The following is a 15,686-nucleotide window of genomic DNA, read 5'->3' on the forward strand; positions in this document are numbered from 1 at the left end:
GTCTTAATCGCCACCCCTAATATGATGCCTAAAGTGGCTAAATTAGGACGTTTACTACGTCCTCATGGTTAGATGACTTCTCCTAAAGGGGGAACCGTCACGGCTGATCTTGAAACCGCTATTAATGAATTTAAGGCAGGGAAATTAGAATTTAGGGCCGATAAAACAGGCATTGTTCATGTTATGTTTGGAAAGGCATCATTTGCCCCCGAAGACTTGCTGGCTAATCTCAAAGCCTTACAAGAAACTATCGACAAACAACGTCCCTCTGGGGCAAAGGGTCGCTACTGGCGTAGTATCTTTGTCTCTGCTACAATGGGGCCTTCTATTCAAGTCGATATTAGTGCCTTACGAGACATAAACCTCGCAGAAGGCAATTAAGCTAACAACTAAAAAGTGAAACTTTGGTTTATTCCGAAGACAGCAGGGGCAACTTGCTTAAATATCCTGCCGAGGTTGAAGCCTGAAGAAAATGACATCTGAGTAAATGGTAGGTTTTGCTAACTATTTCTCTGATTAAATTGGACTTCAGCCCCGGCAAATTGTTAGGGGTTTATTTTTTTCCCAAAATTAAGGAGGTGAGAGCAGAATGGGAAGAACCAGGGAAAATAAAGCGACGGTGATCGCTGAGATCAAGGAACTCTTGAGCGAGGCACAATTAGGCATTGTTATTGATTATCAAGGTCTATCTGTTGCCGAAATTACCGATCTACGGAACCGTCTCCAACCCAGTGGAGCTATCTGTAAGGTGACTAAAAACACCTTTATGGAAAAAGCTGTGACAGGTGATGAGGCATGGGAACCGATGACGGACTTTTTAAAAGGTACATCGGCCTTTGTCTTGGTCAAGGATGACGTAGGTAGCGCAGTTAGGGCTTATCAGTCCTTTAAGAAAGACACCAAAAAAACCGAGTTTCGCGGTGGTGTCATGCAAGGGCAAGCTCTTAACGAAGAGCAGGTTAAGGCGATCGCTGATTTACCGTCAAAAGAAGAACTCATCGGACAAGTAGCTGGAGCGATCAATTCTATCGCTACCAAATTGGCCGTTGGGGTCAACGAAGTGCCGAGTTCTTTGGGACGGGGTATCAACGACATCCCCAACTCTTTTGGGCGTGTTATGGCGGCTATGGCGGCCAAAGAAGAAGGGAATGGTTAAAAGCTCATTCCCCCATCTATCTATCTTGTTTGTTCAATTATCCACTTTTTTCACTTATTTTCAAGGAGTTAAATTATGTCTGCTGCAACCGATGAAATTCTCGAAAAGCTAAAATCTCTGACCCTTTTAGAAGCGTCTGAGTTGGTTAAACAAATTGAAGAAGCTTTTGGCGTGAGTGCCTCTGCTCCTTCTGGTGGCATGATGATGATGGCACCTGGTGGTGCTGCACCTGGTGGTGCTGCGGCTGAGGCTGAAGAAGAGAAAACTGAGTTTGATGTGGTTCTCGAAGAGGTTCCCGGTGACAAGAAAATTGCCATTCTTAAGGTGGTTCGGGCTATCACTGGTTTAGGTCTTAAAGAGGCTAAAGATATGGTTGAGTCCGCTCCTAAGCCTATTAAAGAAGGTACAGGAAAAGATGATGCCGAAGAGATCAAGAAAAAGCTCGAAGAAGCTGGTGCAAAGGTCAGCGTGAAGTAATTTCTTGTAATTAAACTACTTTCAAAGCCCCTACTTGTTGCAGTAGGGGCTTGTTTTTTTGACATCATTAAAGCTATTTTTTTGTCTTTTTATGTTTCAAGCTATCGCTATCACGGAAATACAAGAATCCGTAGCAACCCACCATTTTTGTATAAAATTGAGATAATTATTCTACTATTGTAATTTTCTAGACACTTAAGATGGATACAATCACCACAGCTATTATCGCTGGACTTGCAGGGATTAGCACAGATGCCATTAAAGACAGTTATAATGCCCTTAAAGGGGCGTGTAAAAAGAAATTTGGCGAAACTAGCGATTTAGCTGAAGCGATCGATAAATTGGAAAAAAAGCCCAAGTCAGAAGGTCGTCAAACCACCCTAAAAGAAGAAGTAGAAGCAACAAATGCTCATGAAGATGCAGAAATCATCCAGTTAGCGCAAGCATTATTAGAGAAACTCAAGGAACAATATCCTACACAGAAAACTACTACTATTGGGAATGCTACCGCAACAGGAGGAGATGCAACAATTACTCACATTGAGGGATCAGCAGGGGATATTCATATTGGGAGGAGGGTGATTCACGAAAAAAAGTAATCATCTATAACTATTATAACTATTATTACGTCAGTCACGATGCCACGCCGATTGATGAGGGTATTGGCACTGATGATAAGTTACCTTGCCCTTATAAGGGGTTGGATCATTTTAATCCTAATGATGCACAATATTTCTTTGGTCGTGATTTTTTTATTGAAGAGCTTTATCAAGCAACAAAAAACCGTAATTTTATTCCCATATTAGGTGCATCAGGAAGCGGCAAATCTTCAGTTGTTTTTGCTGGACTAGTAACAAGGTTACAAGAAGATGGTAATTGGTTATTTACTTATTTTCGTCCTGGTTCCGCCCGAGACCCATTTTCTACTTTACCAGATCCATTTTATGCTTTAGCGGAAGCTTTAGTTCCATTGTATAGATTAGAGATAGATTCTACAAATGAAATCACTCAAGCTGTTGATCTGTCTGATGAGTTTAAAAATGGTAATACTTCCCTTTCCCATGTATTTAGTAACATTGAACGAAAGCACCCCAAGCAAAGATTATTATTAATTGCCGATCAATTTGAAGAACTTTATTATTGTGATTTAGACACTCAACATAAATTTCTTGATCTATTAACTTCTAACTTCTCTCAAAATAAAAATCTAGGTTTATTTTCTATTTATAAGTTATCACCTGTGCTAGTAATAACTATGCGGACAGATTTTTTAGGAAATGCTTTATCTTATCCTAATTTTGCTGATCTTTTGAGAAAAAAATAATACAAAAATTAGGTCAATGAATCGTCAGGAATTGACAGAAGTTATTGAGGAACCGGCTCATAAATTAGGAGTTGCATTTGAGTCAGGATTAGTAGAACTTATTCTTGATGATATAGAAGCAAAACCTGGCAATTTACCTTTATTATAATTTGCATTAACTGAGTTATGGAATCAAGGAAATAGTAAAGAATTAACTCATAAAATTTACAATAAAATTGGTCAAGTTCAAGGTTCATTAGCTCGTTATGCTGAGGAAAAATATGATAATTTTAGTGATGAGGAAAAAGAGAAAATTAGACGTATTTTTATCGAATTAGTCCGTCCAGGACAAGGAACAGAATACACGAAACGAATCGCGACTAAAGAAGAATTAGGAGATGAAAACTGGTCTTTAGTTAAAGGATTAGCTGATTATCGTTTAGTGCTAACAAGTCGCAACGCTACGGGAGAAGAAACCGTAGAACTTATTCATGAAATATTGATTAAAAAATGGAAAAAGTTAAAAAATTGGATAGAACCCGATAGTAAATTTCTTATTTGGAAAGAACAACTTAACGCAAGAATAAACGGAGGAGATTTATTGACTAAAAATAGCTTTAAAAAAGCAGAAGAAAAGTTATCTGAAAGAAAAGCTGATCTTAATGAACAACAAATAAAATTTATCAAAAAGAGTCAACAGGAGCAACTAAAAAAACGCTTTTTATGGGGAAGTATTGCGAGTTTGATGGGAATCTTTGTCTTGGGTACAGGTATTCAAATGTATAAACAATCTTGTGATGTTGGCGAAAGAATAGGACAAGATTGTTTTAGATTTATTATTACCAGTGGAGACAGTCAGTTATTTTTGGGAACGACGAATAACCATCTTGAAAATGGGGTTAAAGGTTTCAAGTCAGCTTTTTTTTGCACATGGTATAAATGGGGGAGAAACGCTAATAAAATTGAGGAGGTTATCAAAAACTTTGAAGATGCAAAAAATACTGCTCCTTTTGATCCTATTGCACTAATTTACGATAATAATGCCATTGCTTTAAAAAGAGGAAATCCTTATAAATTAGCTGTTGTTGTTCCCGTTGATCCTCATGCAGAAGTTGCAAGAAATATGTTACGGGGAGTTGCTTCAAAACAAGATGAATTTAATCAACAGAGAAAAGATAAAAATCTACCTTTATTAGAACTTGTTATTGCTAATGATAAAAATGTGGCATTTTCCAAAGCTATGAGATACATTTTCCTGTTCCCTGTTCCCTGTTTCCTGTTCCCTCAACCGGAGTCTGTACCTACCCAATATGGGAAATGTTATAATAACCATATTAGCCAAGAAATTGCTAGAAAACTTGTCAAAAAAGAGGTTTTAGGAATTATTGGACATCGCTCAAGTGGTTCTAGTTTAGCTGCAGTAGAAATATATAATCAACATAAAATTGCTATGATTTCTCCTACCAGTAGTAGTACGGACTTAGATAATGAAGAGTATGAGGTATTTTTTAGGACAGTTGCTTCTAATAAAGAATATGCAGAAAAATTTTATTTATATGGAAAAGAAAAATGTTTAAGTGATCAAAATAACAAAATGTGGGTTTTATATGATTCACAGGATAAATATAGTAGCAATTTAAAAAAGGAAATCAAATTGTTAGAAGATCCATCAAAATCTTCCAAAAAAAAGTTAATACTTGAAGAATTTAATGATTCATTTTCCGCAAAAGAATCATTAAAAGACAAGATTATAAATAATATAAAGAATGAAGGAGTAGAATGTGTTATCTTATTACCAGGTACGACGACAACTCGTTCGGCTTTATTAATTATTTCTGAATACAAAGAACTCTATGAAAAGAACACTAATAATATAAATATATTTAAAAAGACTAAATTTTTAAGTGGACTAGCTTTACATAACCATGAAGATTTGAAGAAAGATGGGGGTTCTTTTTATGAAGAACTGCTTGTCATTGTACCCACTCCTTTTATAAAGAACGAAAGTAAAAATGAATTGGCTACGCGATAGGGAGGTAATATAAGTTGGCGTACTTATTCTAGTTATCAAGCGCTCGAAAATTTTGTTAAAGGACTTGAAGAAATAGATAGGCTAAAAATAGAAGAAAAAAATACAAGCAAAAAGAAACAAAAATTAGTTTTTGATTATTTGAAAGATACTAGCGAAAAAAAATGAAGGGAAATCTTGTTTAATGAATACTAAAGATATTGAAGAGAATGCATATAATCAAGATAAATGTATCCCTATAGGGGAAATCTCAGAGATAAAGAAAAAGTAAATTATCTAGAAATATCTATCCATATAACTAGCAAAATCTTCATTGGTGATAAGCATCTCTCTAAGGTATTTGTTAGCAAAACTTCTACAAATACACTGCGGACACCAGTAACCTTGGGGACACTCAGAAGTTTCAAACTTTCTGGGTGCAAGTTAATCCCCAACTACAATCTTTGATTAAGACAACTCAAGCTGTTTTTTCGCCCTTTCTATAGCCTGTTTAATTTGTTCAAACCCTGTCCCTCCGTAACTATTACGGGCTGTTACTACTTGTTTAGGGGCGATCGCATCATAGATATCGGCTTCAAATTTAGGATGTAATTCAAGCCATTCTTCCATTGTCAAATCTTTTAATAATTTTCCGGCAGCTAAACTGGTTTTAACAACTTTCCCTACTAAATTATAAGCTTCTCTGAAAGGAACCCCTTTTGCTGCTAAATAGTCAGCTACATCCGTCGCATTAGAAAAGTCTTCGGCCACTGCTTCACTTAATCTTTCCTTCCGAAACTTGATACCTTCTCCTAATAACACCGTCATCGCTTCTAAACACCCTTTAACGGTTTTTACCCCGTCAAAGATAGCTTCCTTGTCTTCCTGGAGGTCTTTATTATAGGCTAGGGGTAATCCCTTCATCAGCACTAACAAGCCCTGTAAATGCCCAAAAACACGCCCTGCTTTGCCTCTAACTAATTCAGGAACATCAGGATTTTTCTTTTGCGGCATAATACTAGATCCCGTTGCACAACTATCGGTTAAACTAATAAAACCGAACTCTTGAGAAGCCCAAAGGATCATCTCTTCGCTTAAACGACTGAGATGCACCATAATTAAACTGGCTGCATTGAGAAATTCAATAGCAAAGTCGCGATCGCTTACTCCATCCAAACTGTTACCATAAACATCCCCAAAGCCCAATAATTCTGCACTATAATGGCGATCAATAGGAAAGGTTGTACCAGCTAAAGCCCCACAACCCAAAGGAGAAACATTTGTTCTGTTGTAAATTTCTCCTAAACGTTCCCAGTCCCGTTGTGCCATTTGGAAGTAGGCTAAAAGATGATGAGCGAGGCTGATGGGTTGGGCCCGTTGAAGATGGGTATAACCGGGGATGAGAGTTTCAACATTCTCTTGAGCATGGGTTAACAATACTTGTTGAAATTCTTTGATTTGCTGGCGTATTTGTTGAATTTGCTCCCTGAGATAGAGACGGATATCCGTTCCTACTTGATCGTTACGGGAACGGGCGGTATGAAGCTTTTTACCCACATCTCCCACTAACTCTGTTAAGCGTCTTTCCACAGCAAAGTGGACATCTTCTTGATCGATCCCTGGGGTAAAATTGCCATCCCGATATTCTTGACGAATTGTTTCTAAACCCTTGACTAATTCCTCTGCTTCTGCGTCACTAATAATGCCTGTTTTAGCCAACATTTTAGCATGGGCAATAGAACCAGTTAAATCGTATTCAATCAGTTCGATATCGAAAGTAATACTAGCATTAAATTGGACAATGGCAGGGTGTAAACTGCCTTCAAAGCGATCGCTCCAAGTCTTTTTTTGTATCACGGTCAAGCCTTGTAAAAATAAAAATAAACAGATAGTTCACTATCCCTTAAGAAGTGAAAGTTCGGAAGATATATCCGAGAACAAATCCTATACCCAAGGCCCAAACTTGGCCCGACTCGATAAAATTTTTCCAAGATTTTTGTAGTTTTTCAATTATCTGTGGATTTTCTATGTTTTGGGCAAATAAGTGGCTAATCTCTATCCAGGGATGATCAAATAATGATGAAGGAACTAGCCAAAGGGGAACCGGGAGTAAATTCAGGTTAATGGTAGGTTCAAACAAGAGCATAGAGCAGCTTTGTATGGTTAAATTATTTGGTACATAGAGACTTTCAAGCAGTTGATTTTACTTGCATGACAATTAGAGTCATATCATCACTGTTATTATTTCCTGAGCCAATAAATGTTTTAATTTGGTCAAACAGGTAGTCAAGAATGTCTTGAGGACTATCATAGCGTTGACATCCCTCTTCAAAGACTTTGATAAGGTTTTCTTCATCAAAGCGGCGGCCTTTTTGATTGACTGCATCGGTAAAACCATCGGTATAGTAGAGGATGATATCCCCAGGATTGAGTTGGGTTTGGCCGTCTTCGTATTGAGAATTGACATCTAAACCGATTAACATCCCATCTGTATCGAGTTTTTCCATAGTCTGAGTAGCTTTTTGCCAGAGGAATGGAGGGTTATGTGCTGCATTACTATAGGACAGTATTTTAGTCTGGGGATCGTATTCAGAATAGAATAAGGTAACGAAGCGATGGGAATTATCTAAATCAGCGTACATGACACGATTAAGATGTTGGAGAATTCTAGCAGGGGAATGACGGTTCAATACTTCTGCTCTGAGCATCCCCCTAGTCATAGTCATAATTAAACCAGCAGGAACCCCTTTTCCCATCACATCCCCGATAACAATACTCCAAGGAACCAAGGTTGCGGGATCACCTGGTTTAATTTCTTGATCTTGACGTAGTTGATCGTAGTTAGTAGGAATAAAATCGTAATAATCTCCTCCCACCCGGTTAGCGGTTTTACAACAGGCCGCTAATTCTATCCCATCGATGACGGGACATTGACGGGGGAATAACCTTAGCTGAATTTCTGAGGCAATTTCTAGTTCTCGATCCTGTCTTTCTTTGGAGCGTAATTCTACGGTTAATTCGTTATTAGCTATGGCCACCGAGGTTTGATCGGCTACCAATTGTAGTAATTTCCTTCGTGTTTGGGTCCAAACATATTCCGGATCACTACTAAAGACATAGATTCTCCCTCTCTCTACATTTTTAACCAAGATCGGGGTGCTATAGAGGCGGATTTTTTGCCCTAGTGCTTGACGAATTTTCTCATCTAAGGAGAGGGATAATGCTGGGGTTACTTTTTTACTATGAGTTTGATCGATAATCGCAGTGATTGTTTCTCTGATTTCTCGAGCCATTTGATGGTCTTGACAATGTAATTGTTCAAGACTCATTTGATGCTGTTTTTTCGACAACATCAAAGCACTACCGTCAGCATCTGTTACTCGTGCTGCCATTAGGGGGGTCAGTTCTAAAAATTGATTGAGATTATTAAAACTTCGCAGAGCAAACCCTAGAGAACTTAATAAATTTTGGACTTTGTTTTGTTCTCGATACAAACTAGCCACAAGTTCTTTGAGGGCGAATACTGGTGTAGATTCAGCGGATGATTCACTGATTGACCCGTGCATTTTGGAGATAGACTGTTTTTTTGGTGACACAGCAGTCATGATATCAGGAGATGAGGACATTGATTAAGAGTTTAAATAAGTTTCTCTATCCTAGACCCTGAGATTTTCAAGAGCATTGCTCGTTTCCTTATGGCTCACACCATATTTTGTGGGAGATATTGGCTTCAAGAGGTCTCAATTTCCCAGATTTGAAAGGTCTTTACTTGAATCAGGGCTGGTTAATAATAACGTTAATTGACGAATCTGCCAAGAGATTTATCTAAAAATTTTATTTTTTTGGGGCAAACAATGTGGGGACTGGATTTCAACCCAGTCCCCAAGAAGCCATACTGCTATCTTTGAAAGTTAAGAAGATGTCTTAGTTTTTGATGTTTCAAACATTTCTTCCATTAGAAAGGGATTCTCTTCGTTCCCATTTTTGTCGCTGGTATCTTCAAAAATATCTCCCCATTCGGAATCTTTATCTTGGGTTAAGGATTCCAAGGATTCATTTTTGCTATTTTCGTCAGTCTGCAGTAGGTTTAAAAATTCTTCATCGTGTGTTTCTGTTCCATCCCCCAGAAGTTCTGCAAAGGGATCATTAGGATCAATTTGATTACTGTCACTATCAGACTCGAAAATATCTGCAAAGGGATCGTTTTCATCACTTGCAGCAATGGTTTCTTGTAAATGATCGGATTGTTCTTCAGAAGTGGGCATCATTTCTAAGAAGTCTTGATCATCTTTGTCTGCTTCTTCTGTTAACAAATCCTTCAATACTTCACTGTCATCGCTAATGTTATCTTCAGGGATGATACTATCAATATTCCCTTCTTCGGAAGTAGAAAATAGTTCTAATTCATCGTCAGCAATGACATCTTCGGTAACAGTCTCTGAAACAACACTTAATTCTTCTAAGAAGTTATCAGTGTCGTTTTCAAATTCAGCTAATTCCTCTATAGCATTGTCCTTACTAACTTCTCCTAACTCTTCTAAGAAGTTATCAGCGTCGTTTTCAAATTCAGCTAATTCCTCTATAGCATTGTCCTTACTAACTTCTCCTAACTCTTCTAAGAAGTTATCAGGCTCATTGGATAATTCAGCTAATCCTTCTAGAGAATTGTCCTTACTAACTTCTCCTAACTCTTCTAAGAAGTTATCAGCGTCGTTTTCAAATTCAGCTAACCCTTCTAGAGGATTGTCCTTACTAACTTCTCCTAACTCTTCTAAGAAGTTATCAGTGTCGTTTTCAAATGTCTTGCTCGTTTCTTCCTGAGTTAACTGTTCAGACTTAAAGATAGCACCTTCATTTAGTCCCGTAACTTGCATATTTACTGTTTCATCAGTTACATTCTCAGAGTATACTGGTGAGACTGCTTGTTGCTCTTGTAAGGCTTGAATGTTCTCTTGATGAGATTGTTCCAGTTCCACAATTTGAGCTTGATAACTAGCCTGGATCTCTCTAATCTGAGTTTGATTAGCTTCTTCCCTTTCATCTTGCTGGTGCCGATGAGCGTTTTCTAAGTCAGCAACTGCTTGCTGGTGACTTTGCTGTAAGTCTTGAATCTGGGTTTGATAAGCCTGTTCTATTTCTCGAATACGTTGTTCTGTTTCTTCTATACTTTGAGAACTAGCTTGAGCTTGTTGTAATTCTTGAACCTGAACTTGATAATTTTCAATCTGGGTTTGATAAGCTCCTTGCAATTCTCGGATACGTTGTTCTGTTTCTTCTATGCTTTGAGAATTGGCTAGAGTTTGTTGTAATTCTTGAATCTCAGATTGATACTTTTGTTCTAAATGTTGAAGCTGAGCCTCATAGTTTTGCTCAATCTCTTGGGCCTTAGTTTCTAAATGTTCGAGTTCCTGTACACGAGATGCTAGGGACTGTAATTCGGCAATTTTCTGGGTAGCTTGACTTAATTCTTCCTCTTGGGTTATATTTCTTTGCCCCATATCTTGGAGCTTAGCTTCATACATTTGTTCGGTCTGTTGCAGTTTAGCCGGAACATCCTGTAATTCTTTTAATTGGTTTTCTGCCTCTGTTAAAGCGTTTTCCGTCCGTTCGAGTTTACTTTCTGTACTTTGTAGCTTACGCTTAGCTCCAGAAGAACTTAAAAAATAAGTGGCGATCGCACCAAGCAATAAACCTATAACGATTCCAATACCAATTTCCATAAAGTTGATCTCCAAAGTTTGGGTTTGGTCATGCCTAATATTCCCAAAATCCCGATTTTTATTAACAAGCGACTCTAATTTAAGATATTCCTGGTTTTCAGCTATGTCCAACACCGAAGTTTTCTCCCCATTGCACCATAGCATTAGGCATCAAGGTTAGGACGTTAATGAGATTCGGAGTCACCTCGGAATTACAGTTAAAAAGACCATTTGTGCTGCTATACTCCATTATCTTCCATAATCGCCAAATTATCGAATAGTTTAACAGTTTTGTTAGAAATCTTTTTGTAGTGATGAATCCTTAACCTTAACAAAACTCAACAATTCGTTAAGATAGAATCAATGAACTTGTTGAATAAATTTCCTTAATATGAGCCTAATCCGAAATCAATCTAGTTCCCTTAATTCCTGGTTATTACTGGTTGCCCCATTTTTCCTTTGGGGGACTGCTATGGTAGCCATGAAAGGGGTTTTATCCCAAACTACCCCATTTTTTATGGCTGGAATTCGTTTAGTTCCTGCGGGCTTCCTGGTGTTACTGGTGGCATGGTGGTTAAAACGAGAGCAACCAGGGGGAATTAAGGCTTGGTTATGGATTAGTATTTTTGCTCTGTTAGATGGGGCGATGTTCCAAGGATTTTTGGCTGCTGGTTTAACCAGAACGGGTGCCGGTTTAGGATCGGTTATCATTGATTCACAACCCATAGCTGTAGCATTATTGTCTCGTTGGTTGTTTGGGGAAATTATCGGATTTTGGGGCGGTATTGGTTTAGGTTTCGGTGTTTTTGGTATTGCTTTAATTGGATTACCACAAGAATGGTTTAATAGTTTATTTTCTGCGCAAAGTTTTTCTGTAACTTTGAATAGTTTAGACTTATTCAATAGTGGGGAATTGCTAATGTTGTTAGCTTCTCTTTCTATGGCAGCCGGAACTGTTTGTATTCGTTATGTTAGTCGTTATGCTGACCCGGTAGTTGCTACTGGTTGGCATATGGTCTTAGGGGGAATTCCTCTATTTTTTCTCTCAGGAATATGGGAGTCAAATCAGTGGAATGGTATCGATTTACAAGGTTGGTTATCTTTAGGATATTCTACTATTTTTGGTAGTGCGATCGCTTATGGAATCTTTTTCTATTTAGCCTCTAAAGGAAATTTAACCAGTTTAAGTTCTTTAACCTTTTTAACTCCTGTTTTTGCCTTAAGTTTTGGTAATTTATTTTTCAACGAAATTTTAACGTCTTGGCAATGGCTTGGGGTTAGTTTGACTTTAGTTAGTATTTATTTTATTAACCAACGAGAAATGATCGAAAAACAGTTTAATTCTCTTCGTAGCAAATTTTGGGATTTCTCTAAACGAACAATGAGTAAACTTTCATAAAATATTTAGGAGGACAAAATTCATGAGTAAAATATCTGAACTTGACTCAGAAACTATTGATCGTGTTATTGAAATGGCCTGGGAAGATAGAACCCCTTTCATTGCTATTGAAATGCAGTATGGTCTTTCGGAAAAAGCAGTAATTGCTTTGATGCGAAGAGAGATGAAAGCTTCAAGTTTTAAAATGTGGCGTAAACGAGTTTCGGGACGAAAAACTAAGCATATTCGTCAAAGAGATTTTTTAGTTGGTCGTTTTAAGTCAGCTAATCAAAATTAATTTTCAAACACTTTTATGAACCCAAAAATCATGAATATTTCTACATCAAAACAAAATAAAAAATCTTTAGAACTGTCTTGGAAAATTAAGTTACTTTATGATGGAGATTGTCCTTTATGTATGAGAGAGGTAACATTTTTACAGAAAAAAGATGGAGGCAGAGGTTTAGTAAACTTAGTTGATATTGCTGATAATAATTATAATCCTGAGCAACATTGTGGGATTGATTATGAGACAGCAATGGAAAGAATTCATGCTATTTTACCTGACGGAACAATTCTGACAGATATTGAGGCATTTCGCTATGTTTACGAGGTTTTAGGAATGGGTTGGGTTTATGCTGTAACTAAGCTTCCCGTAGTAGGAAAAATTGCTAATTGGGTGTATGGAATTTGGGCAAAATTTAGACTATCTCTAACGGGAAGGCCAGATATAAGGACAATTATAGCTGGACGAGAAGCTGATAAAAAATGTAGCTCGGATACTTGTAATTATTAATGTTTGTAGTGCCATAGCACCACGCATTATGGTGTTTGACGTTATGGAGATTACTTGTACCTCGTTTGGGACAGGTACGGTAGGGTTATTCAATCCTATATATGAACAAACATTCTTCTATTTTTACCTGAAAAAAGCCCGTCTCCACGGGCTTAAAATTATTATTTTTCAGGTGTAGATGATTGTTTTAAACAAAAGCAAAATTGCTGCTATTAATATCTAAGGTGTTTGTATTTTTAACAACACCAACTAATTCATCTTCCATGCCAGCTACTTTAAGAAAAATTCCTTGGTCATCGATTCCAGTGGGAGAAGAACCAAGATAACAATCATCAGCTAAACCATGTAATTGGATGATATCTTGGGCAAGGTCAAAATCAGAAATTTCTGCATAATCTTGTTGTCCATAGTTATCATAAAATGACTCACTAGCATCACCTAAAACAAAAATATCTGCATTAACCGTTCCTGCTTGAGAATCAGCTAATCCAGTCAAAGAATCAACTGAACCAGTTAAGTTTCCGTCTGCTTCAAGGGCCAAGAAATTGATATCTTCAGTGGTATGATTTTGCTCATTATCTTGACTGGTATCTTCTTCAATCATGATTTGAACATTACCATTAGTGAGATTTCGGTATCTTAATCCAGAGGAATCAGGACCATCAAAGGTTGCAATATTTCCTAAGAATTTGGGAGCATTGGTGAAGTTATTAGCAAAGTCAATGGTATGCCAGTTGTGGGTAACTTGATCGCCAGTATTTCCTGCTATAAAGTGATTACCATCCCAATTTCCTTCACCTAGAGAAATGGCTAACCAAGCAACATTTTCTGTACCATGGCCACTGGCTTTGTAGAGTTCTTCTTCTTCTAAAGCGAAGTCAAATCCATTAGCATCACCATTTCGCTGACGAGTTCGCACAAAGGTTGTATCATTATTTGTTTGAACTTGAGTTAAAACAACTGGGGTATTGGCAAAGGTATTATTGAAGTCAACACTTTCCCCAGTTGAAGTAGTAATCGCATCTGTGGCAACATTACCCGCTTCAAGAATACTGCCGTCAGACAGTTCCCAGATTCCTTGTTCAACTACTAAGAAACTAAAGGTTTCAGTGGTATGAAAACCATCATGAGGATTACCATTTTTTAAGGTGGTTTCTTGAAGTTGCACTGAGAAACTATTACTTTGAATATCAGTAATTCTGATTGTGGAAGAATCACCACCATTACGGGATAAAGGTTGAGCAAAAATGACGGGGTTAACAAAGTTATGGTTTAAAAGAATCGTTTGACTCTCATTATTCAAGTCGGTAATTTGACCGACTTCAGCAATAATAGCATCATTATCTTCAATCTCAACCGTAGTCTTATATTGAGTTCCTACCACATAATTATCCTCACCAAAACCTGATGTAATTTCTAAATCAAAGTTTTCCGTTGCTTCAATTTCTCGGTCATTAAATAGCTCAATTTCTACAGATTTGTTGTTCTCTCCTGGAGCAAAATAAATCAGGTTGTTGAAAGTATAATCACTTTCAAGACTAGCATTATCATCCACTGCCTGAAGATTAACGTAGGATTCAAAGGTGGTGTCTCCAGTGCGGGTAAGTTGCACAACAATTGTATTTCCCTCACCTTCATTGACAGTGTAGGAAGCTGCACCAAATTCTACAGTGGGAGAATTATCTTCAATATCAACCGTAGTCTTATATTGAGTTCCTACCACATAATTATCCTCACCAAAACCTGATGTAATTTCTAAATCAAAGTTTTCCGTTGCTTCAATTTCTAGGTCATTAAATAGCTCAATTTCTACAGATTTGTTGTTCTCTCCTGGAGCAAAATAAATCAGGTTGTTGAAAGTATAATCACTTTCAAGACTAGCATTATCATCCACTGCCTGAAGATTAACGTAGGATTCAAAGGTGGTGTCTCCAGTGCGGGTAAGTTGCACAAAAATTGTATTTCCCTCACCTTCATTGACAGTGTAGGAAGCTGCACCAAATTCTACATAGGTTGTCTCATCATCCAGAATTTTTATAGTAGTTTTATTTTGTAATCCAACGTTATTAATATTATTTTCAGATGGAAAAGGAAAAGGACGTAATCCTAATTCTAAGGTTTCTGTACCTTCTGTTAAGGAGTCAGATAGAATATCTAGATAAATGATTTGATTATTCTCTCCTGGTGCAAAAGAAATAGGGCCAAAGGGTAACTGAAAATCAGAATTGAGTTGTGCAGAACCACCACTTTGATAAAGTTCTACTTCTACAGAATCATTGAATGGTTGAGTTCGAGTTAAATGAATTTCTAGTTGATTAATGGGGTTATTTGTATCATCTTCAAGTATGGAATAAAGTGCTTGAGAAAACTCAATAGCAGATGTTTCATTATCACTGATAGATAAGGTAGCAGCATCCTTTTCTCCTGCTCTTACTTCAGTTTTATTGGGGTCCTAATGAGTTGTAAATCAATGGGTTCTGTTTCCTTCTAAATCCGTATCAATAAACAACATCAATGAATAACCGTTTGGGTTTCCCTCTCCCGGGGTCAAATTGAACCCTCTTCTTGGAAATCCCAAAAAAATGACTAAAAGTCCTAAAACCTTCTTTCTGCATTCCCCATTTACCTTAAAAGGGAAAGTTTAATGCCCAGGATATAATAATCAAGGAATTCCCCCCTCCGAAACTTAAAGGGAACTTTCTACCTTTTCTTAAGGGGGTTTGCCTGAAAAAAATTTCTCTCCAAAAATTTTATGCCCCCTTTTTTGACCAAAGAAAATTTCTTGAACAAAAACACAAAAAAGTTTTTTAAAACCCAAAAAAAAATTGTGTTTTAAGGGTTTAATCCACAATATTTAATGGAAGAGGGC

General features: G+C 37.3%; 13 protein-coding genes, 3 pseudogenes and 1 other annotated feature. Of the genes and pseudogenes, 10 read left to right on the top strand and 6 right to left on the bottom strand.

What is annotated here, in order from left to right:
* The 7 genes and pseudogenes from CWATDRAFT_RS22190 to CWATDRAFT_RS41485 all read left to right on the top strand — a co-directional run.
* Positions 1-381 (top strand): annotated as a pseudogene (locus tag CWATDRAFT_RS22190) (uL1 family ribosomal protein); the annotation flags it as partial.
* A 15-nt stretch (positions 382-396) separates the two neighbouring features.
* Positions 397-567, top strand: a sequence feature (ribosomal protein L10 leader region).
* Between the two features lie 22 nt (positions 568-589).
* A complete protein-coding gene (gene rplJ / locus CWATDRAFT_RS22195; RefSeq protein WP_007307119.1) occupies positions 590-1,156 on the top strand; it encodes a 50S ribosomal protein L10 in 567 nt (188 codons plus the stop codon).
* 75 nt (positions 1,157-1,231) lie between these two features.
* Positions 1,232-1,633, top strand: coding sequence for a 50S ribosomal protein L7/L12 (gene rplL, locus CWATDRAFT_RS22200; RefSeq protein ID WP_007307120.1), 402 nt, complete (start codon positions 1,232-1,234; stop codon positions 1,631-1,633).
* Between the two features lie 200 nt (positions 1,634-1,833).
* Positions 1,834-2,232, top strand: a complete 399-nt coding sequence (locus CWATDRAFT_RS22205) for a hypothetical protein (protein WP_007307121.1) — start codon at positions 1,834-1,836, stop codon at positions 2,230-2,232.
* Positions 2,233-2,333: 101 nt separating this feature from the next.
* The gene (locus CWATDRAFT_RS31950; RefSeq protein ID WP_007307122.1) at positions 2,334-2,957 is read left to right on the top strand and encodes an nSTAND1 domain-containing NTPase; all 624 of its coding nucleotides are present in this window, start codon (positions 2,334-2,336) and stop codon (positions 2,955-2,957) included.
* 16 nt (positions 2,958-2,973) lie between these two features.
* Positions 2,974-3,459 (top strand): annotated as a pseudogene (locus CWATDRAFT_RS41480) (nSTAND1 domain-containing NTPase); the annotation flags it as partial.
* 717 nt (positions 3,460-4,176) lie between these two features.
* Positions 4,177-4,968 (top strand): ABC transporter substrate-binding protein, encoded by a 792-nt coding sequence (locus tag CWATDRAFT_RS41485; RefSeq protein WP_326997432.1) that lies wholly within the window; start codon positions 4,177-4,179, stop codon positions 4,966-4,968.
* Positions 4,969-5,412: 444 nt separating this feature from the next.
* On the opposite strand, the gene argH is transcribed toward CWATDRAFT_RS41485, so the two are convergent.
* The 4 genes from argH to CWATDRAFT_RS22230 form a co-directional block, all read right to left on the bottom strand.
* Positions 5,413-6,801, bottom strand: coding sequence for an argininosuccinate lyase (gene argH, locus CWATDRAFT_RS22215; protein ID WP_007307130.1), 1,389 nt, complete (start codon positions 6,799-6,801; stop codon positions 5,413-5,415).
* Positions 6,802-6,847: 46 nt separating this feature from the next.
* A complete protein-coding gene (locus tag CWATDRAFT_RS22220; RefSeq protein WP_007312175.1) occupies positions 6,848-7,090 on the bottom strand; it encodes a hypothetical protein in 243 nt (80 codons plus the stop codon).
* Positions 7,091-7,133: 43 nt separating this feature from the next.
* Positions 7,134-8,549 carry a PP2C family protein-serine/threonine phosphatase gene (locus tag CWATDRAFT_RS22225; protein WP_412093242.1) on the bottom strand — a complete coding sequence of 472 codons (1,416 nt, stop codon included), beginning with the start codon at positions 8,547-8,549 and terminating at the stop codon, positions 7,134-7,136.
* Between the two features lie 306 nt (positions 8,550-8,855).
* Positions 8,856-10,664 carry a coiled-coil domain-containing protein gene (locus CWATDRAFT_RS22230; RefSeq protein WP_232287171.1) on the bottom strand — a complete coding sequence of 603 codons (1,809 nt, stop codon included), beginning with the start codon at positions 10,662-10,664 and terminating at the stop codon, positions 8,856-8,858.
* Positions 10,665-11,034: 370 nt separating this feature from the next.
* On the opposite strand from CWATDRAFT_RS22230, the gene CWATDRAFT_RS22235 reads away from it, so the two are divergent.
* Genes CWATDRAFT_RS22235 through CWATDRAFT_RS22245 form a run of 3 tightly spaced genes read left to right on the top strand, consistent with a single transcriptional unit; the run spans position 11,035 to position 12,817 of the window.
* The gene (locus tag CWATDRAFT_RS22235) at positions 11,035-12,042 is read left to right on the top strand and encodes a DMT family transporter (protein ID WP_007307124.1); all 1,008 of its coding nucleotides are present in this window, start codon (positions 11,035-11,037) and stop codon (positions 12,040-12,042) included.
* A 22-nt stretch (positions 12,043-12,064) separates the two neighbouring features.
* Entirely contained in the window at positions 12,065-12,319 is a 255-nt protein-coding gene (locus tag CWATDRAFT_RS22240; protein WP_007307125.1) for a TIGR03643 family protein, read from the top strand.
* Positions 12,320-12,334: 15 nt separating this feature from the next.
* The gene (locus CWATDRAFT_RS22245; protein WP_007307126.1) at positions 12,335-12,817 is read left to right on the top strand and encodes a thiol-disulfide oxidoreductase DCC family protein; all 483 of its coding nucleotides are present in this window, start codon (positions 12,335-12,337) and stop codon (positions 12,815-12,817) included.
* A gap of 187 nt (positions 12,818-13,004) precedes the next feature.
* On the opposite strand, the gene CWATDRAFT_RS22250 is transcribed toward CWATDRAFT_RS22245, so the two are convergent.
* The gene (locus CWATDRAFT_RS22250) at positions 13,005-14,855 is read right to left on the bottom strand and encodes a Calx-beta domain-containing protein (RefSeq protein WP_412093243.1); all 1,851 of its coding nucleotides are present in this window, start codon (positions 14,853-14,855) and stop codon (positions 13,005-13,007) included.
* Positions 14,850-15,215 (bottom strand): annotated as a pseudogene (locus CWATDRAFT_RS41940) (Calx-beta domain-containing protein); the annotation flags it as partial. The gene CWATDRAFT_RS22250 and the pseudogene CWATDRAFT_RS41940, both read right to left, overlap by 6 nt.
* Between the last annotated feature and the right edge of the window lie 471 nt (positions 15,216-15,686).

Source organism: Crocosphaera watsonii WH 8501, from assembly GCF_000167195.1.
Classification (GTDB): domain Bacteria; phylum Cyanobacteriota; class Cyanobacteriia; order Cyanobacteriales; family Microcystaceae; genus Crocosphaera; species Crocosphaera watsonii.